At 69.0% G+C, this 21653-nt stretch carries 20 protein-coding genes and 1 rRNA gene; 9 read left to right on the top strand and 12 right to left on the bottom strand.

Going from position 1 to position 21653, the window contains the following annotated elements; all coding sequences use genetic code 11:
* Positions 1 to 109: 109 nt before the first annotated feature.
* Positions 110 to 1637: ribosomal RNA gene (locus QQM39_RS35890) — 16S ribosomal RNA — on the bottom strand.
* Positions 1638 to 2165: 528 nt separating this feature from the next.
* A complete protein-coding gene (locus QQM39_RS35885) occupies positions 2166 to 2816 on the bottom strand; it encodes a DNA-3-methyladenine glycosylase (protein WP_302001748.1) in 651 nt (216 codons plus the stop codon).
* Positions 2817 to 2955: 139 nt separating this feature from the next.
* Here QQM39_RS35885 and QQM39_RS35880 point away from each other — a divergent pair, with 139 nt between their 5' ends.
* The 3 genes from QQM39_RS35880 to QQM39_RS35870 all read left to right on the top strand — a co-directional run bounded on the left by QQM39_RS35880 (position 2956) and on the right by QQM39_RS35870 (position 4973).
* Complete coding sequence (locus tag QQM39_RS35880) at positions 2956 to 3738, top strand: sporulation protein (protein WP_302001747.1); 783 nt, start codon at positions 2956 to 2958, stop codon at positions 3736 to 3738.
* Positions 3739 to 3781: 43 nt separating this feature from the next.
* Positions 3782 to 4321 carry a YbhB/YbcL family Raf kinase inhibitor-like protein gene (locus tag QQM39_RS35875; protein ID WP_302001746.1) on the top strand — a complete coding sequence of 180 codons (540 nt, stop codon included), beginning with the start codon at positions 3782 to 3784 and terminating at the stop codon, positions 4319 to 4321.
* A 145-nt stretch (positions 4322 to 4466) separates the two neighbouring features.
* Entirely contained in the window at positions 4467 to 4973 is a 507-nt protein-coding gene (locus QQM39_RS35870) for an HNH endonuclease (protein ID WP_302001744.1), read from the top strand.
* Between the two features lie 139 nt (positions 4974 to 5112).
* On the opposite strand, the gene QQM39_RS35865 is transcribed toward QQM39_RS35870, so the two are convergent.
* From QQM39_RS35865 to QQM39_RS35855, 3 genes are all read right to left on the bottom strand, one after another.
* Entirely contained in the window at positions 5113 to 6069 is a 957-nt protein-coding gene (locus QQM39_RS35865; protein ID WP_302001743.1) for an SPFH domain-containing protein, read from the bottom strand.
* Positions 6070 to 6202: 133 nt separating this feature from the next.
* Positions 6203 to 6634: an NfeD family protein gene (locus QQM39_RS35860; RefSeq protein ID WP_302001741.1), complete on the bottom strand. Its 432-nt coding sequence runs from the start codon at positions 6632 to 6634 to the stop codon at positions 6203 to 6205.
* Between the two features lie 94 nt (positions 6635 to 6728).
* Positions 6729 to 7526, bottom strand: a complete 798-nt coding sequence (locus tag QQM39_RS35855) for an ABC transporter ATP-binding protein (RefSeq protein WP_302001740.1) — start codon at positions 7524 to 7526, stop codon at positions 6729 to 6731.
* A 138-nt stretch (positions 7527 to 7664) separates the two neighbouring features.
* Here QQM39_RS35855 and QQM39_RS35850 point away from each other — a divergent pair, with 138 nt between their 5' ends.
* Positions 7665 to 8453, top strand: a complete 789-nt coding sequence (locus tag QQM39_RS35850) for a hypothetical protein (protein WP_302001739.1) — start codon at positions 7665 to 7667, stop codon at positions 8451 to 8453.
* A 186-nt stretch (positions 8454 to 8639) separates the two neighbouring features.
* Here the strand turns inward: QQM39_RS35850 and QQM39_RS35845 are convergent, their stop codons facing one another.
* From QQM39_RS35845 to QQM39_RS35835, 3 genes are all read right to left on the bottom strand, one after another.
* Positions 8640 to 8885 (bottom strand): chaplin, encoded by a 246-nt coding sequence (locus tag QQM39_RS35845; RefSeq protein WP_302001738.1) that lies wholly within the window; start codon positions 8883 to 8885, stop codon positions 8640 to 8642.
* A gap of 168 nt (positions 8886 to 9053) precedes the next feature.
* Positions 9054 to 9695, bottom strand: a complete 642-nt coding sequence (locus tag QQM39_RS35840; protein ID WP_302001736.1) for a response regulator transcription factor — start codon at positions 9693 to 9695, stop codon at positions 9054 to 9056.
* Positions 9688 to 10833 (bottom strand): GAF domain-containing sensor histidine kinase, encoded by a 1146-nt coding sequence (locus tag QQM39_RS35835; RefSeq protein WP_302001735.1) that lies wholly within the window; start codon positions 10831 to 10833, stop codon positions 9688 to 9690. The genes QQM39_RS35840 and QQM39_RS35835 overlap by 8 nt, the downstream gene beginning before the upstream one ends.
* A 241-nt stretch (positions 10834 to 11074) precedes the next feature.
* On the opposite strand from QQM39_RS35835, the gene QQM39_RS35830 reads away from it, so the two are divergent.
* From QQM39_RS35830 to QQM39_RS35820, 3 genes are all read left to right on the top strand, one after another.
* On the top strand, positions 11075 to 11773 hold the full coding sequence (locus QQM39_RS35830) for an SDR family oxidoreductase (RefSeq protein ID WP_302001734.1): 699 nt from the start codon (positions 11075 to 11077) through the stop codon (positions 11771 to 11773).
* The gene (locus QQM39_RS35825) at positions 11770 to 12894 is read left to right on the top strand and encodes an S-adenosylmethionine:tRNA ribosyltransferase-isomerase (protein WP_302001733.1); all 1125 of its coding nucleotides are present in this window, start codon (positions 11770 to 11772) and stop codon (positions 12892 to 12894) included. The genes QQM39_RS35830 and QQM39_RS35825 overlap by 4 nt, the downstream gene beginning before the upstream one ends.
* A 299-nt stretch (positions 12895 to 13193) precedes the next feature.
* Positions 13194 to 13967 carry a transglycosylase SLT domain-containing protein gene (locus QQM39_RS35820; protein ID WP_302001732.1) on the top strand — a complete coding sequence of 258 codons (774 nt, stop codon included), beginning with the start codon at positions 13194 to 13196 and terminating at the stop codon, positions 13965 to 13967.
* A 106-nt stretch (positions 13968 to 14073) separates the two neighbouring features.
* Here the strand turns inward: QQM39_RS35820 and QQM39_RS35815 are convergent, their stop codons facing one another.
* Positions 14074 to 16629: an FHA domain-containing protein gene (locus tag QQM39_RS35815; RefSeq protein ID WP_302001731.1), complete on the bottom strand. Its 2556-nt coding sequence runs from the start codon at positions 16627 to 16629 to the stop codon at positions 14074 to 14076.
* A gap of 242 nt (positions 16630 to 16871) precedes the next feature.
* On the opposite strand from QQM39_RS35815, the gene QQM39_RS35810 reads away from it, so the two are divergent.
* Positions 16872 to 18965, top strand: a complete 2094-nt coding sequence (locus QQM39_RS35810) for a streptophobe family protein (protein ID WP_302001730.1) — start codon at positions 16872 to 16874, stop codon at positions 18963 to 18965.
* Between the two features lie 239 nt (positions 18966 to 19204).
* Positions 19205 to 20413: a phosphoserine phosphatase SerB gene (serB, locus tag QQM39_RS35805; RefSeq protein ID WP_302001729.1), complete on the top strand. Its 1209-nt coding sequence runs from the start codon at positions 19205 to 19207 to the stop codon at positions 20411 to 20413.
* Positions 20414 to 20487: 74 nt separating this feature from the next.
* Here serB and QQM39_RS35800 read toward each other — a convergent pair whose 3' ends face one another.
* The 3 genes from QQM39_RS35800 to QQM39_RS35790 form a co-directional block, all read right to left on the bottom strand.
* On the bottom strand, positions 20488 to 21006 hold the full coding sequence (locus QQM39_RS35800; RefSeq protein WP_302001728.1) for a histidine phosphatase family protein: 519 nt from the start codon (positions 21004 to 21006) through the stop codon (positions 20488 to 20490).
* A 65-nt stretch (positions 21007 to 21071) separates the two neighbouring features.
* Positions 21072 to 21278, bottom strand: coding sequence for a hypothetical protein (locus QQM39_RS35795; RefSeq protein ID WP_302001727.1), 207 nt, complete (start codon positions 21276 to 21278; stop codon positions 21072 to 21074).
* Positions 21279 to 21494: 216 nt separating this feature from the next.
* Positions 21495 to 21614: an SGM_5486 family transporter-associated protein gene (locus tag QQM39_RS35790; RefSeq protein ID WP_302001726.1), complete on the bottom strand. Its 120-nt coding sequence runs from the start codon at positions 21612 to 21614 to the stop codon at positions 21495 to 21497.
* Positions 21615 to 21653 lie beyond the last annotated feature (39 nt).

Below are 21653 nucleotides of genomic sequence, written 5' to 3'. Positions count from 1 at the left end.
GTGAACCCGGCCGAATAATCAACGTTCCACCCATGAGCAACCAGCATCAGACACTCGCTGATGTACTGGCCTCTGAACCAGGCAAGCCCGGTTAAGAAGTGCTCCTTAGAAAGGAGGTGATCCAGCCGCACCTTCCGGTACGGCTACCTTGTTACGACTTCGTCCCAATCGCCAGTCCCACCTTCGACAGCTCCCTCCCCACAAGGGGGTTGGGCCACCGGCTTCGGGTGTTACCGACTTTCGTGACGTGACGGGCGGTGTGTACAAGGCCCGGGAACGTATTCACCGCAGCAATGCTGATCTGCGATTACTAGCAACTCCGACTTCATGGGGTCGAGTTGCAGACCCCAATCCGAACTGAGACAGGCTTTTTGAGATTCGCTCCACCTCGCGGTATCGCAGCTCATTGTACCTGCCATTGTAGCACGTGTGCAGCCCAAGACATAAGGGGCATGATGACTTGACGTCGTCCCCACCTTCCTCCGAGTTGACCCCGGCGGTCTCCTGTGAGTCCCCATCACCCCGAAGGGCATGCTGGCAACACAGGACAAGGGTTGCGCTCGTTGCGGGACTTAACCCAACATCTCACGACACGAGCTGACGACAGCCATGCACCACCTGTACACCGACCACAAGGGGGCGACCATCTCTGGCCGTTTCCGGTGTATGTCAAGCCTTGGTAAGGTTCTTCGCGTTGCGTCGAATTAAGCCACATGCTCCGCTGCTTGTGCGGGCCCCCGTCAATTCCTTTGAGTTTTAGCCTTGCGGCCGTACTCCCCAGGCGGGGAACTTAATGCGTTAGCTGCGGCACCGACGACGTGGAATGTCGCCAACACCTAGTTCCCACCGTTTACGGCGTGGACTACCAGGGTATCTAATCCTGTTCGCTCCCCACGCTTTCGCTCCTCAGCGTCAGTAATGGCCCAGAGATCCGCCTTCGCCACCGGTGTTCCTCCTGATATCTGCGCATTTCACCGCTACACCAGGAATTCCGATCTCCCCTACCACACTCTAGCTAGCCCGTATCGAATGCAGACCCGGGGTTAAGCCCCGGGCTTTCACACCCGACGTGACAAGCCGCCTACGAGCTCTTTACGCCCAATAATTCCGGACAACGCTTGCGCCCTACGTATTACCGCGGCTGCTGGCACGTAGTTAGCCGGCGCTTCTTCTGCAGGTACCGTCACTTTCGCTTCTTCCCTGCTGAAAGAGGTTTACAACCCGAAGGCCGTCATCCCTCACGCGGCGTCGCTGCATCAGGCTTTCGCCCATTGTGCAATATTCCCCACTGCTGCCTCCCGTAGGAGTCTGGGCCGTGTCTCAGTCCCAGTGTGGCCGGTCGCCCTCTCAGGCCGGCTACCCGTCGTCGCCTTGGTGAGCCATTACCTCACCAACAAGCTGATAGGCCGCGGGCTCATCCTGCACCGCCGGAGCTTTACACCATCAAGGATGCCCAAGACGGTCATATCCGGTATTAGACCCCGTTTCCAGGGCTTGTCCCAGAGTGCAGGGCAGATTGCCCACGTGTTACTCACCCGTTCGCCACTAATCCCCACCGAAGTGGTTCATCGTTCGACTTGCATGTGTTAAGCACGCCGCCAGCGTTCGTCCTGAGCCAGGATCAAACTCTCCGTGAATGTTTTCCCGTAATCGGGACGACACCACGAGAGCGGAACAGTCAGGCGGAATAAGCCCGACCGTTCACAGCGTCCTCGCTGTGTTTTTTCAAAGGAACCTCGCCCCGACCGTGATGGCCGGAGACGGGGTATCAACATATCTGGCGTTGATTTTTGGCACGCTGTTGAGTTCTCAAGGAACGGACGCTTCCTTTGTACTCACCCTCTCGGGCTTTCCTCCGGGCGCTTCCCTTCGGTCTTGCGTTTCCGACTCTATCAGATCCTTTTCCGATCCGATTCCCTGTCGGGAGGGATTGCCGCGAGGCTCTGGGCTTTCGCCCGTCGGCCTTTCGACATTCACTACGTTAGCCGATTCCCCCGCCCGATTCATAATCGGGGTTTCTGCGGATCCGAATTCAGGCATGCGGACACACCGAATTCGACCCCGCTGTGGGGTGTTGCCAGGTAGTGGGTTGGCCGCTCCGGCTGCTGACTTCGCAGTACCCGGTTCAGCGGCTCGGGCCACGTTACGCCCCTCCCCTAGGCGCGTCAACTTCGGCGGCGCCTCGGGACATGCGCCCGATATGGGCTCACCGTCGGGTCGTTGGCGACCCAGTAGCGCCAGGGGTGGACGTCCCCGTTGCCGCCGTCGCCTGCCACGCCGGTGCGTGGGCCGTTCCGTACCTGGTCGGAGGGGGCGGGGGCGCCGGCAAGGATCCTCAGCGGTGTCTCGCCGGAGGCGCACGCGTCTGTGCCGTCCAGGGCTCGGTCCACGTCCAGGGCGGTGGCCAGGCGGGCCGGGCCTTTGGCCAGTTCCATGTCGTTGCGGGCCGAGAGTCGACGTTTGCGAGCGAGTTCGGCGCCCTCGACGATCTCGCCTGCGCGGAGCAATACCGCGCTCGCCTGGCCGTCGGGGCCGCACACCAGGTTCATGCAGTGCCACATGCCGTAGGTGAAGTAGACGTAGACGTGTCCGGGAGGACCGAACATCACGTCGTTGCGGGGCGTGCGGCCGCGATAGGCGTGGGAGCCGGGGTCGTTCGGGCCGTCGTAGGCCTCGACCTCCGTGAGGCGGAGGGTGATCGGACCGTCGGGGGTCGTGCGTACCAGGAGGCGGCCCAGGAGGTCGGGGGCGACTTCCAGGACGGGTCGGTCGAAGAAGTTCCTGGGGAGGGGCGTACGGTCGGGGGTCACGATCATGCCGTCCGAGGGTAGTGCAGACGGGTGGTCGCAACGGGGTGGTCAGGGGGCGTTCGCCTTGCCAGGGTGGGGCGCGGAACCGGCCACGGCCGGATCGCGTTTGTAGGGATCAAGGATCCACTCTGAAAAGAGGAGAGTCATGGCGTTCAAGAAGCTGCTCGCGAGCCTGGGGGCCGGCGGGGCTTCGGTCGAGACGGTGCTGACGGAAGTCAACGTCGTCCCGGGCGGTGTCGTCCAGGGTGAGGTGCGGATTCAGGGCGGGTCCGTGAAGCAGGACATCGAGGGCCTGTCCGTGGGCCTGCAGGCGCGGGTCGAGGTCGAGGGCCAGGACTCGGAGTACAAGCAGGACATCGAGTTCACGAAGATGCCGCTGGGTGGTGCCTTCGAGCTGCAGGCCCAGGCCGTGCACGCGGTGCCCTTCGGGCTGGAGATCCCGTGGGAGACGCCGATCACCACGATCGACGGTCAGACGCTGCGCGGCATGAACATCGGTGTGACGACGGAGCTGTCGATCGCGCGGGCCGTGGACTCCACCGACCTGGACCCGATCAACGTGCACCCGCTGCCCGCGCAGAAGGCGATTCTCGACGCCTTCATCCAGCTGGGCTTCCGCTTCAAGAACGCGGACATGGAGCGCGGCCACATCCGGGGTACGCGGCAGAAGCTGCCGTTCTACCAGGAGATCGAGTTCTTCCCGCCGCAGCAGTACCGCGGTATCAACCAGGTCGAGTTGAGCTTCGTCGCGGACGAGCACACGATGGACGTCGTCCTCGAGATGGACAAGAAGCCGGGGCTGTTCAGCGCGGGCAGCGACACCTTCCGGTCGTTCCAGGTGGGGCTGAACGACTTCCAGGGGACCGACTGGGCGGCGTATCTCAACCAGTGGCTGTCCGAGGTCGGCAGCAAGCGCAACTGGTCCTAGGCTCGGAACCGCTGATTCCACTGTTTCGTCAGGAGGTACCGAAGTGACCGAGCTCAAGAGGCGGCCGCTGCCCCACGACTTCCATCCGCCCGTGCCGTCCTTCACGGTCACGAGCGAGGACGTCGAGTCCGGCGGGACCCTCAAGGACGCTCAGGTCTACGCGGCCGGCAACACCTCGCCGCAGCTGCGCTGGGAGGGCTTCCCGGCCGAGACCAAGAGCTTCGCCGTGACCTGCTACGACCCCGATGCCCCTACGGGGAGCGGGTTCTGGCACTGGGTCGTCTTCGACATCCCGGCCTCGGTGACCGAGTTGCCGGCGGGGGCGGGCAGCGGCAAGTTCGAGGGGCTGCCGGAGGGTGCCGTACAGGCGCGGAACGACTACGGGTCGAAGGACTTCGGTGGTGCCGCGCCGCCGGCCGGGGACGGGCCGCACCGCTATGTGTTCACGGTGTACGCCGTGGACCAGGAGAAGCTCGGACCGGACGAGGACGCCAGCCCGGCCGTCGTCGGGTTCAACCTGCGGTTCCACGCGATCGCGCGTGCCCATGTGATCGGTGAGTACGAGGTGCCCGCCGAAGCCTGACGTTCATGGAACGTTTGCCCGCCCCTGGTCTTGGAAGTGATCAGGGGCGGGCATTTTTTATTTCGTTGTCCATCTCGGCGTGCCCGGCCAGAGTTGATCCCAGCCCGCCAGGGGGTGGGCAGGTGCGCACGGGAGGTGGGCTGCAATGCGGGACACGCTGGTACTGAACGCGAGCTTCGAGCCGCTGTCTACGGTGACGTTGAACCGAGCCATCGTTCTGGTGCTTCAGGACAAGGCCGTCGTCGAGCAGGCCCATCCCGAACTGCGGATGCGTGGAGCCGCGGTCGACATACCGGCGCCCCGGGTGATCCGGCTCTGCAGGTACGTACGGGTGCCGTTCCGAAGACAAGCGCCGTGGTCGAGGCGGGGTGTTCTGGTGCGGGACAGGCACCGGTGCGCGTACTGCGGGCGCAGGGCCACGACCGTGGACCATGTGGTGCCGCGGTCTCAGGGTGGGCAGGACACGTGGCTGAATACGGTCGCCTCGTGTGCGGAGGACAATCATCGGAAGGCTGATCGGACGCCTGAGCAGGCGGGTATGCCGCTGTTGAGGGAGCCGTTCGAGCCGACGCCGGCTGATGCGATGTTGCTGGCGCTGGGGGCCGAGGACTTTGAGGCGCTGCCGGACTGGCTGGCTCGGGACGCTGCCTGACTCTTCGCCGTGGGCTCCTAGGTTGTTCGTTGGCTGCGGGTTGTTTGTAGCTGGTCGCGCAGTTCCCCGCGCCCCTAAAGGCATTGGGGCCCGCCTTCGTGAAGAAGGCGGGCCCCATTTTCGTGCGACTGTCCCGGTGTCAGTCGATCTGCGGCTTCTCTCGGCGTTCCGTGCCTGTGCCGCTGTTGCCGGAGGCTCCGTTGCCTCCCGAACCGCCGCCGAAGCCGCCCAGGTTGCCCATGGCGCCGGAGAGGCCCTTGAGGGCGTCGCCGATTTCGCTGGGGACGATCCAGAGCTTGTTGGCGTCGCCTTCGGCGATCTTCGGGAGCATCTGGAGGTACTGGTAGGAGAGGAGCTTCTGGTCGGGGTCGCCCGCGTGGATGGCTTCGAAGACCGTGCGGACCGCCTGGGCTTCGCCTTCCGCGCGTAGGGCGGCGGCCTTGGCCTCACCTTCGGCGCGGAGGATCTGGGACTGCTTCTCACCTTCGGCGGTGAGGATGGCGGCCTGGCGCGTACCTTCGGCGGTGAGGATCGCGGCGCGCTTGTCGCGGTCGGCACGCATCTGCTTCTCCATCGAGTCCTGGATGGAGGTGGGGGGTTCGATCGCCTTGAGTTCCACGCGGTTGACTCGGATGCCCCACTTGCCCGTTGCCTCGTCGAGGACGCCGCGCAGGGCCGCGTTGATCTCCTCGCGGGAGGTCAGGGTCCGTTCGAGGTCCATGCCGCCGATGATGTTACGGAGTGTGGTGACCGTCAGCTGCTCGATCGCCTGGATGTAGCTGGCGACTTCGTAGGTGGCGGCGCGGGCGTCGGTCACCTGGTAGTAGATGACCGTGTCGATGTTCACGACCAGGTTGTCCTGGGTGATCACCGGCTGCGGCGGGAACGGTACGACCTGTTCGCGCAGGTCGATGCGGTTGCGGATGGTGTCGATGAACGGGACCACGATGTTGAGGCCCGCGTTGAGTGTCCGCGTGTAACGGCCGAAGCGTTCGACGATGGCCGCACTCGCCTGTGGGATGACCTGAATCGTCTTGATCAGGGCGATGAAGACCAACACCACCAGAATGATCAAGACGATGATGACCGGTTCCATCGTCGTTTCCCCGTACCCCTTCTCCGCTGCGGCAACTTTGGCAGATCTTACGGTTGTTGAAGATCTTGCTGGTCGAGTCTGACAGACCGTCGCGTGGCCCGTGGCGCGTTCGCGCCACTTACGTCGTGCGAGGTCACATGACGATCGCCGTGGCCCCCTCGATGTCCACGACGTCCACTTCCTGGCCTACTTCGTAGGCGCGGTCGGTGTCGAGGGAGCGTGCCGACCAGACCTCTCCGGCGAGCTTGATCCGGCCGCCGGAGGCGTCGACCCGCTCCAGTACGACGGCCTGTTTGCCCTTCAACGCCTCGATGCCGGTGGCGAGTTGGGGTCGCTGTGCGCGATGTCGGTTCGCGATGGGCCGTACGACGGCGATGAGTGCGGTCGAGATGAGGACGAAGGACACGACCTGGACGACGGCGTCACCGCCGAAGACGCCGGCGACCACCGCGGCCGCGACGGCACCCACCGCCAGCATGCCGAGTTCGGGCATCGCCGTGATCACGAGCCCGATGCCGAGCGCTGCCGCGCCGATCAACCACCAAACCCACGCGTCGATTTCCACATGGTCATGGTAGGGCTGCGGGCCCTGTCGCGGACAGGGCGCCGATCAGTTTGAAGGGGCTTCTTACCGGGGTTTCGCGGGGTGAAGGGCCGGGTCAGGACAGGGGGAGGCCCTGTGCCGTCCAGCGGTCGCCAACCTGTTCGACGATGAGGGGGAGGCCGAAGCAGAGGGAGAGGTTGCGGGAGGTGAGTTCGAGTTCCATGGGGCCGGCGGCGAGGACCTTGCCCTGGCGGATCATCAGGACGTGGGTGAAGCCCGGGGGGATCTCCTCGACGTGGTGGGTGACCATCAGCATCGAGGGGGCGATCGGGTCGCGGGCGAGGCGGCCGAGGCGGCGGACGAGGTCCTCGCGGCCGCCGAGGTCGAGGCCGGCGGCGGGCTCGTCGAGGAGGAGCAGCTCGGGGTCGGCCATCAGGGCGCGGCTGATGAGGGTGCGCTTGCGCTCGCCCTCGGAGAGGGTGCCGAACTTCCTGTCGAGGTACTCGCTCATGCCGAGGCGGTCGAGGAACGCGCGGGCGCGCTGCTCGTCGATCTCCTCGTAGTCCTCGTTCCAGGTGGCGGTCATGCCGTACGCGGCGGTCAGCACTGTCTGCAGGACGGTCTGGCGCTTGGGCAGCTTCTCGGTCATGGCGATGCCGGCCATGCCGATGCGCGGGCGCAGCTCGAAGACGTCGGTGCCGGGCCGGCCGAGGGTCTCGCCGAGGATGGAGACCGATCCCTGGGTGGGGTAGAGGTAGCTGGACGCGAGGTTCAGGAGCGTGGTCTTGCCGGCGCCGTTGGGGCCGAGGATGACCCAGCGCTCGCCCTCCTTGACCGACCAGGAGACCTGGTCCACCAGAGCCCGGCCCTCGCGGACCACGGATACGTCCTGAAGCTCCAGAACATCGCTCATGAGCGCGTTGTCTCCCCTTGCAGTGTGACCGGTCTCGGCGTCTCGGTGGTCGCGTGCGCCTGTGGGCGCAGCCCTCAAGGAAATCTACGCCACCGGTCGGGCGCTTCATTCCATCGGTCCTGTCCTTAGGGTGGGGGCATGCTCTCGGAACCACGTTCAGGACGCCTTGCCACTTGGGGAAATGCCCTTTTGTCCGGACTTGTCTCGCCGGATGACGCTGTGCTCGAGATCGTCGGGGACGATGCCGTGCACCGGGTGGAGGGGCTGCCTGGTGAGTCGGCGCCCGTCGGGCTCACGCTGGCGCTGGGGCGGCTGCGGGCGCTCGGGGTGAGCGGGCTGCGGGTCGCGCTGCCCGCGCCGGGGCATCCGCTGGGGCTGAGCGGGCCGCCGGAGTTCAATGCGCGGGCGTTGGATGCCGAGGAGGCGGTGATCTGTCACGGCTCCGCGTGGGGGTTGGTGCCCGAGGTGTACGAGGCCGGGCCCGACGGTGATGTACATGTCGAGGTCGTCTGGCATGTGCTGCCCGTGCGGGAGGCGCCGCCTGCGGATGTGCCGTCGCTGGGTGAGGCCGAGCGGGAGCTGGCCGAGGCCTTGCGGGATGCGACGGAGGTGTTGGCGCGGCTGGACGTGGCCGGGTCGGGGCCGGTGGCCGAGGCGGCGATCGATGCGTATCGGGCTCGGGCCGAGCGGGGGCGAGAGGTGTTGGCGCCGGGGTATCCGCCGCGGGCGGTGCGGGTGCTGGAGCTTGCGCAGCGGGTGGGGTTGTTGGTTTCGCTGGCGTATGAGAACGGGCACGGGGGTGCGGTCAGCTCCGCCGAGATGGGGGCGCGGGCTGAGGCGTTGCGGCCGGTGGAGCGGGTTGCCCGGCGGGCGCAGGTCGCTGCGTACAACTCCGTTGTGGAGGAGCGGGAGCGGGGCGTGAGGTGAGCGTCGGGTGTGCTGGTGGGCGGCGCTGTGATGGGTCGCGCAACTCGGCGCGACGAGGTGCCGCCTGCGCCCACCCGTGCCGCCCCAGCGGCACGACTGCCCGCAGGCTGAGCGAGCCTCGACAAACAGACCGGCCTCCCGGGAAACCCGGGAGGCCGGAGGTCACTGCTCGCTTCGGGGTGGTCGTCAGCGGTTGACGGCCAGGTTGTCGAAGGCGGGGTTCAGCAGGCCGACGACGTTCACGGTGTTGCCCGACACGTTGGCCGGGATGTGGACCGGGGCCTGGACCAGGTTGCCCGAGCCGATGCCCGGGGAGCCCACGGCCTTGCCGTCGGCGTGCGCGCCGCTGGTGGCGGAGGCCATACCGGCCCCGGCGGCCAGCAGGCCACCCGCCACCATCGTCACGGCCGCTGCCTTCTTCAGGTTCTTCACTTCTGAGTCCTCCTTGCGATTGCCGCGGCAGTCGCCGCAGCACGCACTGGAAAACGGCGGAGACGCCCGGAGGATGCGCCATCTGGGGGACATTCCCACGACGGTATGAATCTCAGTCCGGAGCGGAACCCTCCGTATTGCCGTCCGTCACGTCCTGCGGAGAGCGTTTCAGCCGGTCACGCCATGGCGTACGGCCCACAGCGCGGCCTGGGTGCGGTCCGCCAGGTCGAGCTTCATCAGGATGTTCGAGACGTGTGTCTTGACGGTCTTCTCCGACAGGACCAGGGCTCTGGCTATCTCCCGGTTCGAGCGGCCGTCGGCGATCAGGCCGAGGACCTCGCGCTCGCGTTCCGTCAGGGAACCGGCCCTCCCCTGCCCCGAGTTGGCCTCCTCCTGGGACAGCAGGGCGCCCGCGACCTCGGGTTGGAGCAGGATGTGGCCGGCGTGGACCGAGCGGATGGCTCCGGCGAGGGCATCCGGGTCCACGTCCTTGTAGACGTACCCGGCGGCGCCCGCGCGCAGGGCCGGGATCACCGTGCGCTGTTCGGTGAAGCTGGTGACGATCAGCACACGCGCGGGGTTGTCGAGTTCGCGGAGCTTGCGCAGGGCGTCGACGCCGTCCATGCCCGGCATCTTGACGTCCATGAGGACCACGTCCGGCTTCAGTTCCTGCGCGCGGGCCACACCCTCGGCGCCGTCGGCGGCCTCGCCCACGACCTCGATGTCGTCCTGCACTTCGAGGAAGGTGCGCAGGCCCCGGCGGACCACCTGGTGGTCGTCGACGAGCAGCACCTTGATTGCGTCAGCCACCGGGGACCTCCATCTCGATCGTGGTGCCCTTGCCGGGCGCCGATTCCACGGTCAGCGTGCCGCCGACGCCGCTCGTCCGGTCCCGCATGGAGACCAGGCCGAGGTGGCGGCCGGCTCGGCGTATCGCCTTCGGGTCGAAGCCGCTGCCGTTGTCCGTGACCCGCAGGACGGCTCCGCTGCCACGCCGGTCCAGTGTCACGTCGACGTGCTCGGCTCCGGAGTGCCGCAGGGCGTTGTGCAGGGCCTCCTGGGCGACGCGCAGTACGGCCTCCTCCTGGGCGGCGGGCAGGGCCTTCACGCCACGGCCGGCGAAGGTCACGCGCGCGGTGTGGGCGCGGTCGAGGACCTGGATCTGGGTGCGCAGGGTGGCGACGAGGCCGTCCTCGTCGAGGGCGGCGGGGCGCAACTCGACGACCGCGGCGCGCAGTTCGTCGGTGGCCTCGGCGGCGAGCGCGGCCACCTGGTGCAGTTCGCCCTTGGCGCGGCACGGGTCGCGGTCGATCAGGGCTGCGGCGGCCTGGGCCGTCAGGCGCAGGGAGAACAGCTTCTGGCTGACCGCGTCGTGCAGTTCGTGGGCGAGGCGGGAGCGTTCCTCGGCGATGGTCAGCTCGCGGCTGCGTTCGTAGAGGCGGGCGTTGGTGAGGGCGATCGCGGCGTGCTGGGCGAGGATGCCGAGGAGGTCCTCGTCCTCCTCCGTGAAGCCGCACCCTCCCTCCGGCTTCGGACAGTTCTTGTTGGCCAGGAACAGCGCGCCGATGACCTCGTCGCCGTCGCGGATCGGCAGGCCGAGGAAGTCGGACATGTCGGGGTGGGCCGACGGCCAGCCCTCGAAGCGGGAGTCCTTGCGGACGTCGGCGAGGCGCTCGACCTCGGCCTCCCGGAGCATCGCGGCGAGGATGCCGTGCTGGCGCGGGAGGGGCCCGATGGCCTTCCACTGCTCGTCGCTGACGCCGTCGACCACGAACTGGGCGAAGCCGCCATGGTCGTCCGGGACGCCGAGCGCGGCGTACTGCGCGTCGAGCAGCTCGCGGGCCGAGGCGACGATCGTCTTGAGGACGTCGCGCACCTCGAGATGCCTGCTCATGGCCAGCAACGCGGAGCTCACCGCGGCGAGGCCGGACCTGGGGCCTTGACTCATGCCCTCACGGTACCGGCGGGGTATGACAGGCGGATCGGACCTGTGACGGCAGCCGACTGGGGCGGCGGTCCTAGTCCTCTGGTCCCGGGTTCCGGGTCGTAGGGCGAACGGCCCCGGGTGCGCGGCGTAGGACGAAGGGCCCCGCGGCTTTGCGGCCCGCGTCCGAGGCGGGGCGGGTCTGCCGGTTCCTACGTTGAGGACACCGCCGACCGAGGCGGCCTGGGACGAGGGGACGGTTGTCATGCCGGTAGGGATCATCACGGGGGCATCGAAGGGGCTGGGGCGGGCGCTCGCCGAGGGGCTGGCCTCGCGCGGCTGGGATCTGGTGCTCGACGCCAGGACCCCTGAGGTGCTCCATGAGACGGCGGCCGGGCTTCAGGCGTACGGCACGCGCGTGACGGCGGTGCCGGGGGATGTCACGGACGCCGGGCACAGGGCCGAGCTGGTGGCGGCCGCATGGCGGCTGGGCGGCGTCGACCTGCTGGTCAGCAACGCCAGCGCACTGGGCGCCGAGCCACTGGTACGGCTGGACGAGCTGCCCCTGGAGGGGCTGCGGAGGGCGCTGGAGGTGAACGTCGTCGCCGCGCTGGGCCTGGCCCAGGAGGCGCTGCCGCTGCTGCGGGCGTCCGGAACGGGCGCGGTGATCACCGTCAGCTCGGACGCGGCCGTCGAGGCGTACGAGACATGGGGCGGGTACGGGGCCTCGAAGGCCGCCCTGGACCATCTCGCGGCGGTGCTCGGCGAGGAGGAGCCGGGGCTGCGGGTGTGGGCGGTCGATCCCGGGGACATGGCCACGGACCTGTACGCGTCGGCCGTACCGGACGACGACGATCCACGGCCGACGCCGGCCGGTGTGGTGCCGGCCTTCCTGCGGCTGCTGGACGAGCGTCCCGCGAGCGGCCGCTACGCGGCTCCGTCTCTGTTGGAGGGACGGCGATGACGCTGGCGGTGCAGGTGCCGGAGGAGCTGTCGGCCCGGGTGCCGGCCGAGCAGCGTGGGCCGGGGCTGGACCGGGATGCCGTACGGCTGCTGGTGTCGCGTGGGACCGAGGTGTCGCACCACGCGTTCGGCGAGCTGCCGCGGCTGCTGCGGGCCGGGGATCTCCTGGTCGTCAACACGTCGGAGACGCTGGCCGCCGCCGTGGACGGGCGGATCGGGGACGCGCGCGTGGTGGTGCACTTCTCCACGCGCGGGGACGACGGGCGGTGGGCGGTCGAGCTGCGGGATCCCGACGAGCGGGGCACCACGCGCGCGCGTGCGGGCGGGCCCGCGGGGGCTGAGGTGCGGTTGCCGGGTGGGCTGCGGCTGGTGCTGGAGGAGCCGCTGAGCGCGGGGAGCGAGCGGCTGTGGTGGGCGCGGGTCGCCGGGCCCCAGGAGGCCGGCACAGGGAGGACCAGCCCCCAGGACACAGGAGTCCTGGGGCTGATGCGGGAGCACGGGCGGCCGATTCGTTACTCCTATACGGAGCGGGACCAGCCGTTGTCCGTCTACCAGACGGTGTTCGCGCTGCCGTCGGCCGACGGGGCGGGCAGCGCGGAGATGCCGAGCGCGGCGCGGCCCTTCACGCTGCGGATGGTGACGGAGCTGGTGAGCCGGGGTGTGCAGTTCGCGCCGATCACGCTGCACACCGGGGTGGCCTCCGCGGAGGCGCACGAGCCGCCGTATCCGGAGCGGTTCGCGGTACCGGAGGCGTCGGCTCGGCTGATCAACGCGGCGAAGGCGGGAGGCGGGCGGATCGTCGCCATCGGGACCACGGCCGTGCGGGCCGTGGAGTCGGCGGCGGGCGCCGACGGGGTCGTACGCGCGCGTGCAGGGTGGACGGATCTCGTCGTCACCCCGGAGCGCGGGGTGCGGGTGGTGGACGGGCTGCTGACCGGGCTGCACGAGCCGGAGGCCTCGCATCTGCTGATGCTGGAGGCGGTCGCCGGGCGGGCGCCGATCGACCGCAGCTACGAGGAGGCGCTGCGCGGGCTCTACCTGTGGCACGAGTTCGGCGACGTGCACCTCATCCTCCCCGAGGAGAGCCCTCACTCAGAGCATTGCGCCAGCAACTCCTGGTGAGACTGTTACGGGGCCGATGTGAGCCCGCACATAGGGCGCACGTCACGTACGAAAGTCCGTAGTAGGTAACGACATCCCTTTTGAGCGGGGCAGACAGTCCCTTCTGTCCTGATTTGCCCTTCACGGGTCCACTATCGAGGATCGTACGTCACACCTTTGCCAGGCAATTTTGCGGCCGCTAAGAATGGCTGCCGTCGCTCAACGCCGCGGGTTCCGCCCGCGGCGTTTGTGCAGGAAGCACCCGTGTCCCCCGTCGGACAGCGAGCGACCTCCGCGCTATTCGAAGAGGTCCATCTGCCATGCTCAAGAACACCAACAACCGCGGTCTCAGTCGTGCGCTGAACAAGCGGCACAAGATCGCGATCGCCGGTGTCGCCACGCTCGGCGCCGCCGCCCTGGCCTTCTCGGCCGTTCCCGGCAACGCGGGGACGACCACGGCCGAGGCCCCCGCGGGCCAGGTGGCGTACAGCAGTGAGCAGATAAAGGACGTCAAGGGCAGCGTCACCGACCAGCTCGCCGGCGACAAGGTGAAGGCCGAGGAGATGTCGGCCAAGCACAAGGCCGCCGTGGCCGCCGCCAAGCACCGGGCCGCGGTGGCCCACGACAAGCACATGGCCGCCGAAGCCGCCGCCAAGAAGAGGGCCGCCGAGGCTGCCGCCAAGAAGAAGGCCGAGGCCGCGCGCAAGGCGAAGGAGGCCGCCAGCCGGTCCACCGAGCGGGTCCAGGTCAAGCCGGTCGCCGCCAAGACCTACGCCAACAACCTCGACGGCTGGATCCGCGAGGCCCTGGACATCATGAAGAAGCACGACATCCCGGGCACCTACAACGGCCTCTACCGCAACATCATGCGGGAGTCCTTGGGCAACCCGAACGCGATCAACAACTGGGACATCAACGCCCAGAACGGCGTTCCGTCGATCGGTCTGCTGCAGGTCATCAAGCCGACCTTCGACGCGTACCACGTCCCGGGCACGGCCTTCAGCCAGTACGACCCGGTCGCCAACCTCACCGCCGCCGCCAACTACGCGGCCGACCGGTACGGCTCGATCGACAACGTCAACAGCGCGTACTGACCGAGGTAGGCGCGGGCCTCTGCTCCGTACGCCGAAGGGCGGCACCCTCCTGACCGGGTGCCGCCCTTCGGGCCTCGTACGACACGGACCAGTCGTACGACAGCGGCTACTTGCGCATGACCTCGGGCTCGTGCCGGCGCAGGAAGCGGGCCACGAAGATGCCGCAGATCACGCCGAGGACGATCAGGGCGAGCATGTCCATGGTCCAGGCGCCGACGGTGTGCTCCCACAGCGGGTCGTTGCTCTCGCCGTTGTCGGGCGGGCTGATCTTGTTGAAGTCGAGCGTGGCACCCGCGGCACCCACCGCCCAGCGCGACGGCATCAGGTACGAGAACTGGTTGACGCCGATCGAGCCGTTGAGGGCGAACAGGCAGCCCGTGAAGACGACCTGGATGATCGCGAACATGACCAGCAGCGGCATCGTCTTCTCGGCGGTCTTCACCAGCGCCGAGATGATCAGGCCGAACATCATCGAGGTGAAGCCCAGCGCCATGATCGGCAGGGAGAGCTCCAGGAGCGTCAGATTGCCGAGGACCAGGCCCTCCTCGGGGATCTCCCGGCTGGCGAAGCCGATCACGCCCACCATCAGGCCCTGCAGCACGGTGATCATGCCGAGCACGAACACCTTGGACATCAGGTACGCGGAGCGGGACAGGCCGGTGGCGCGCTCCCGCTCGTAGATGACGCGTTCCTTGATCAGCTCACGCACGGAGTTCGCGGCGCCGGCGAAGCAGGCACCGACCGCGAGGATCAGCAGAACGGTGGTGGCCGTGCCGTTCGGGATGATCCGGCCGGTCTGCGGGTTGGCCGGGTTGGGCAGCAGGTCCTTGCCCGAGTCGATGAGCAGGCTCACCGCGCCGAGGACGCCCGGCAGGATCACCATCAGGGCCAGGAACCCCTTGTCGGAGGCGATCACCGAGACATAGCGGCGCACCAGGGTCAGGAACTGGGACAGCCAGCCCTGGGGCTTCGGCGGCTTCATCGCCTGCATCGGCGGCATCTGTACGGACTGTGGTGCGACGGCGTCGATGTCCGCGGCGTACATCTGGTAGTGCTGCGAGCCCTTCCAGCGTCCCGCCCAGTCGTAGTCGCGGTAGTTCTCGAAGGCGGAGAAGACGTCGGCCCAGGTGTCGTAGCCGAAGAAGTTCAGCGCCTCCTCGGGCGGGCCGAAGTAGGCGACCGCGCCGCCCGGGGCCATCACCAGGAGCTTGTCGCACAGCGCCAGCTCGGCCACGGAGTGGGTGACGACGAGGACGGTACGGCCGTCGTCGGCGAGGCCGCGCAGCAGTTGCATGACATCGCGGTCCATGCCCGGGTCGAGGCCCGACGTGGGCTCGTCGAGGAAGATCAGCGACGGCTTGGTGAGCAGCTCCAGGGCCACCGAGACGCGCTTGCGCTGGCCGCCGGAGAGGGAGGTGACCTTCTTCTCCTTGTGGATGTCCAGCTTCAGCTCGCGCAGCACCTCGTCGATGCGCGCCTCGCGCTCCTTGGCCGTGGTGTCGGCGGGGAAGCGGAGCTTGGCCGCGTACTTGAGGGCCTTCTTGACGGTCAGCTCCTTGTGCAGGATGTCGTCCTGCGGGACCAGACCGATGCGCTGGCGCAGCTCAGCGAACTGCTTGTACAGGTTCCGGTTGTCGTAGAGGACGTCGCCCTGGTTGGCGGGGCGGTAGCCGGTGAGCGCCTTGAGCAGGGTGGACTTGCCCGAGCCGGACGGGCCGATGACCGCGATGAGCGACTTCTCGGGGACGCCGAAGGAGACGTCCTTGAGGATCTGCTTGCCGCCGTCGACCGTGACGGTCAGGTGGCGCGCGGAGAAGGAGACCTCACCGGTGTCGACGAACTCCTCGAGGCGGTCGCCGACGATGCGGAACGTGGAGTGACCGACACCGACGATGTCCGCCGGGCCGAGCATCGCCGAGCCGCCCTTGGCGATCGGCTGGCCGTTGACGTACGTGCCGTTGTGGGAGCCGAGGTCGCGGATCTCCATGCGGCCGTCGGGCGTCGAGTGGAACTCGGCGTGGTGGCGGGAGACCTGCAGGTCGGAGACGACCAGCTCGTTCTCCAGGGCACGGCCGATGCGCATGACACGGCCGACGGAGAACTGGTGGAACGTGGTGGGGCTGCGGTCGCCGTAGACCGGCGGCGCCCCCGCGCCACCACCGGGGCCCTGCTGCTGCGGGACCTTCGCGACGGACTGCGGCTGTTGTTGCTGCGGCTGCTGCCAGCCCGCCTGCGGGGCCTGCTGGTACGGAGTCTGCTGGGCCGGTGCCTGCTGGGGAGCCGGTGCCTGCTGGGCCCAGCCCGCCTGCGCGCCCTGCGCGGCGTACGGCTGCTGCTGCGGCTGGGCCTGCGGCGAGGCGACGGCGGCCGCGGTGCCGGAGAGGCTCAGGTGCGGTCCGTCGGTCGCGTTGCCCAGGTGCACGGCCGAGCCGGGGCCGATCTCCAGCTGGTGGATCCGCTGGCCGTGCACGAACGTGCCGTTGGTGCTGCCGTTGTCCTCGATGACCCAACTACGGCCGCTCCAGCTGATGGTGGCGTGCCGCCAGGACACCCTGGCGTCGTCGAACACTATGTCGCCCTGCGGATCGCGTCCGAGGTTGTAGGACCTGGACGGATCGAGCGTCCAGGTCCGTCCGTTGAATTCCAGTACGAGTTCCGGCACTCCATGCCCCACTGAGTAGTCCCCCGAGTTACCCCCAACACAGGGAGTCTAGGGATGTCGAACATCGTCAGGAACTATTTCAGGCTCCGCCCCCTGACCGAAAGTCGGGCCTTGTGAGGAGCACGCCCGCGCGCTTCGACTGGTTCCGTTGACGGGGTTGAAATCAGTCCGGAAAGTGGTAATCCAGGCGAGGGGGACATGCGCGGCGAACAGCCGCCGCGCCGCGGATCGGGGGGTCTGCCATGAGCGCGTCCACGAACGTCGAGTCCGCGAGGCACGGCACACGGCTGCCGTGGGGAGACATCCTGCTGTCCGCGATCGCCTCCGTGAGCTGGGCGTTGATCGGAATGGCGGGCACGGCGGCACTCGGTCTGCGTCTGCTGGAGGCGGACGCGGCGGGCTCTTTGGGCCCGATGACGGCGGCGGCGGTGGCCCTTGGGGCGGGTGGTTCCGTCACGCCGTCCGGTGATGTGTCCGCTTTCGGGCTGACGGGCGCGGAGGCGGCGACCGCCATCGAGATCACGCCACTGGGAGTGAGCCTGGTCGGCGCGGTGCTGCTGTCGTGGTTCTTCCTACGGTCCTTGCGGGGCGCGGGAGTTGTGATCGCGCCGGCCGAACTCCTCGCGCGCGCGGGCGCGGTGGTGGCGCTGTTCGTGGCGATGCTGGGCGGGCTGGCCTGGGCGGGACACGACGTCATCACGATCGACGGGAGCTCGCTGGGGCTCGACGACCTGCCCGGTGGTGGCGGGGGCGGGGACGGGGGCGGAATCGAGATCCCTGGGGTGGGTGGCATCGGGGACATCGGCGGCATCGGGGGGCTGCTGCCCGACCAGATCGGTGACCTCATCGACGCGAAGGCGGCGGTCGGCTTCACGGTGGACACCGCACCGACACTCCTCGGCGGCATGGGCTGGTCCGCCGGCATCCTGCTGATCGCCCTGCTGGCCTCGCGCCGCACCCCGCTGCCGCGCGGCTGGGAGGCCGTGCACCGCGTCGTACGCCCCGCCGCGTCCGCCCTCGTCACGGTCCTGCTGGTGGGGGTCGCCGCCGGGGTCGCGGCCGCGGCGTACGCGGCGATCGGCGACGACCGTCCCCAGCGGATCGCGGGCGCCGCCCTGCTCGGCGCCCCGAACGGCGTGTGGCTCGGCATCCCGATCGGCCTGTTCGTGCCGTTCGACGGCAGGGCGACAGGGGTGCTGGCAGGGCTGCTGCCCGCTCCCCTGGACGACCTCCTGAACGGCGGCGCCGACCAGTCCGTGACGCTGAGCAGGCTGGCGGAGCTGGACGGCCGGGTGTGGCTGCTGGGGGTCGCGGCGGCGCTGATGATGCTGCTCGCGGGGGTGCTTACGGCGGTGCGGACGCCGCTGGGGGTGGGGGGCGGGGGCGGCCAGCACGGGGGCAGGGGCGGGGGCGGCGGGTCCGGCGAGGCTCCGGGCTTGCGAGGCGGGGTGACTTCGGATGCCGTACGGCCATCAGGAGCCGGCGCCGCAGGAGGTCCGGCTTCCGGGGGCGTACGGGATCCAGGGCCCCTCGGTTTCGCGGGGCAGTGTGCGCTGCGGCTGGGCATCGCCACGGCGTTGACGCTGCCGTTGCTCGCGTGGCTGACGGAGTTGTCCGTGGACGCCTCACTGTCGGTGCTGGGCTTCGACGCGTTCGGCGCCGGGGTGCAGTTGCGAGGGAACCTCGGTATGGCGCTGCTCCTGGGGGCAGCCTGGGGCGCGGGGGCGGGTGCCGTGGGGGCGCTGCTGGCCTGGGCGACGGGGGCCGCGGGGCAGCGGGCGGCGCCGCCGGCTCGGGGTGAGGTGGCGGGCGGTGCGTGGGCGGGTGGCTCGGGACCGGCGGGACCGGCGGGACCGGCGGCCGAGGGTGCCGGCGCTTCGTCGTATGGGAGCCGGTCCGGGCCGTACACGCCCGGCACGCCGTACCGGCCACCGAACCCGGCGACGAACCCGTATCTGCGTGCGCCGGACCACCCGCGCGAGCCGGAGGACGCGCGGCCGCCGGGCACGGCCCCGCCACCGGGGAGCGCGCGGTCGTCCGAGGCGCCGGAGCGTGATGCGGGGTGGGGGCGCGACGATGCGTGGCAGCCCCGTGCCCCTCAGCCCCGTGACCCTGAGTACGGCGAGCCGCCCCGCCCCGGTGGCGACGACATGTACGGCGCCCCTACCGTCGCCCGGCCGTTCGCACCGCCCCCGAGGTCGTCCCGCCCGCCTCGGCCGCGTGGGAACCGGTCGTCGTCCGGAGCGGGCGAAGGGCCACCGCCTCCGCCACCGCCTCCGCCACCGCCTCCGCCACCCCCTCCCCCGCCGCCGGGGAGGCCGAAGGGGCACTCCTGATCCCGAGCCGGGGTGGGGCGCGGTCCTCCTACGCCCTCGGTCCAGCCCGCCACATCCGCAGTCACGTCCGGCGCGCGTCAGTGGCCCCGCTCACAGGTACGCCTGGTCGGTTCACAGGTCCGGGCCAGCCGTGGCCCGAATGTAAGGCTCACGCCACCCTGCCGACACCCACTGTTCCGTGTCCGCTAGACGGACCTCAGCGGCGGCAGGCACTGGGTGCCGGATACGGTGGAAGCACCATGAGCGCTTCGCAGACCTCCGACATCCCCACCCTTCTCGTCAAGATCTTCGGGAAGGACAGGCCGGGCATCACGGCCGGCCTCTTCGACACGCTGGCCGCGTACTCCGTCGACGTGGTCGACATCGAGCAGGTCCTCACCCGTGGCCGGATCACGCTGTGCGCGCTCGTGACACAGCCTCCTGCCGGGCTGGAGGGGGACCTCCGGGCGACCGTCCACAGCTGGGCCGAGTCGATGAAGATGCAGGCGGAGATCATCTCCGGCCTCGGCGACAACCGGCCACGCGGCCTCGGGCGCTCTCTGGTGACCGTGCTCGGGCACCCGCTCACCGCGGAGGCGACGGCCGCGATCGCGGCCCGGATCACCAAGTCCGGCGGCAACATCGACCGTATCTTCCGGCTCGCCAAGTACCCCGTGACGGCGGTGGAGTTCGCGGTGTCCGGCGTGGAGACGGAGCCGCTGCGCACCGCCCTGGTGACCGACGCGGCGGCACTGGGTGTCGACATCGCGGTCGTCGCGGCCGGTCTGCACCGGCGTGCGCAGCGCCTGGTCGTCATGGACGTGGACTCGACCCTCATCCAGGACGAGGTGATCGAGCTCTTCGCGGCACACGCCGGCTGCGAGGACAAGGTGGCCGAGGTGACGGCGGCCGCGATGCGCGGGGAGCTGGACTTCGAACAGTCGCTGCACGCGCGCGTGGCGCTGCTGGAGGGGCTGGATGCCTCGGTGGTGGAGAAGGTGCGCAACGAGGTGCGGCTGACGCCGGGCGCGCGCACGCTGATCCGTACGCTGAAGCGGCTCGGCTATCAAGTCGGGGTCGTCTCGGGTGGGTTCACCCAGGTCACGGATGATCTGAAGGAACGGCTCGGGCTCGACTTCGCCCAGGCGAACACGCTGGAGGTCGTCGACGGGAAGCTGACGGGCAGGGTCACCGGCGAGATCGTGGACCGGGCGGGCAAGGCGCGGCTGCTGCGCCGGTTCGCCGCGGAGGCGGGGGTGCCGCTGTCACAGACGGTGGCGATCGGCGACGGCGCCAACGACCTGGACATGCTGAACGCGGCCGGTCTCGGCGTCGCCTTCAATGCCAAGCCGGTGGTGCGGGAGGCGGCGCACACGGCGGTGAACGTGCCGTTCCTGGACACGGTGCTGTATCTGCTGGGCGTCACCCGTGAAGAGGTCGAGGCGGCGGACATGCACGACGAGGCCTGATGGGCCGTATCTGATGCCCTACGTACACAGGGGCCCGGCACCGCGACGGCGCCGGGCCCCTTCGCGTGGTTCGGTCACTCGGACGGTGCCCAGTAGTCCAGCAGTGTGCCCATGCCGGGCTCCAGCGTCTTCCAGGTGCCGCTGAAGGAGAGAACGGCGAAGGCGGCGGCCGGGAAGCCGCGGCGGCTCATCCGCTCGCGCGCGTCGCTGTCGGCCGAGCCGGACAGGATCTCGGCGAGTCCCTGCACGCCCGGGTTGTGGCCGATCAGCAGGACGCTCTGCACGTCGTCGGGTGTTTCGTTGAGCACGGCGATCAGCTCGCCGGGTGAGGCCTCGTAGACCCGCTCCTCGTAGATCGTTTTCGGCCGGTGCGGGAACTCGTGGACGGCGAGCTTCCAGGTTTCCCGGGTCCGGGTCGCGGTGGAGCACAGGGCCAGATCGAAGGGGATCGCGGTGTCGGCCAGCCTGCGCCCGGCCTCTGCCGCGTCCATACGGCCCCGGTCGGCGAGTGGCCGCTCATGGTCGTTCACCTGTGGCCAGTCGGCTTTCGCATGCCGGAAGAGGACAATCCTGCGGGGTTCTGCGACGCTCATGAGATCCAGCTTCGCATGAAACAGGCCACGGGGCGCAGGGAGTTGACGGGCGGCTTCTGTAGTGCTCAGCGCGTGATCAACTGCTGTATGCGCTCGAAGAGCTGGGTGATCGCGGGCTCGGCGGTCGCCGCGTGCGCGTCGGACGGGTTGATGATCAGCATCAGCAGCGTGGCGAAGGCGAGCGTCGGCAGGGCGAGGGCCCACCAGGGCAGCCGGATGTCGGCACGGCCCGTGGACGCGGGGTGGGGCGGAGTGTGCGTGCGGGCCGACATGACGCCTCCGTGGGTCTTCGAGTGGTCCGTGCCCGCCTCTCGCGGTCACACTTCGAAGTTACGGACTCTTCGACCCTCAACCCATCCGGTGATCCACCCAGTTGACCCTGACACTCGCCCCCTAGGGGATGGGGGTGCCAGCCCCACCATCGGCGGGACGACGTGCGTCGGGCCGTGCGCCAAGAGAGGCGAGAGGGAGAGGGTGCAGAAGAGGCGTCAGGGAGAGGCGATCGTCGCGATGACGGCGATGATCACGAAGATGGCGAAGAACGCGCCGAAGACGAGCAGCATCTTCTTCTGGCCGTTCTGGGGGTTCGGGTCGAGCACTGGCGACATGCGGCAAGTCTCGCACCCTCCGCCCCGGCGCGGCCCTCC

Source organism: Streptomyces sp. DT2A-34 (genome assembly GCF_030499515.1).
In the GTDB taxonomy this organism is placed as follows: Bacteria; Actinomycetota; Actinomycetes; order Streptomycetales; family Streptomycetaceae; genus Streptomyces.
This window is presented reverse-complemented; position numbering and strand designations above follow the sequence as displayed.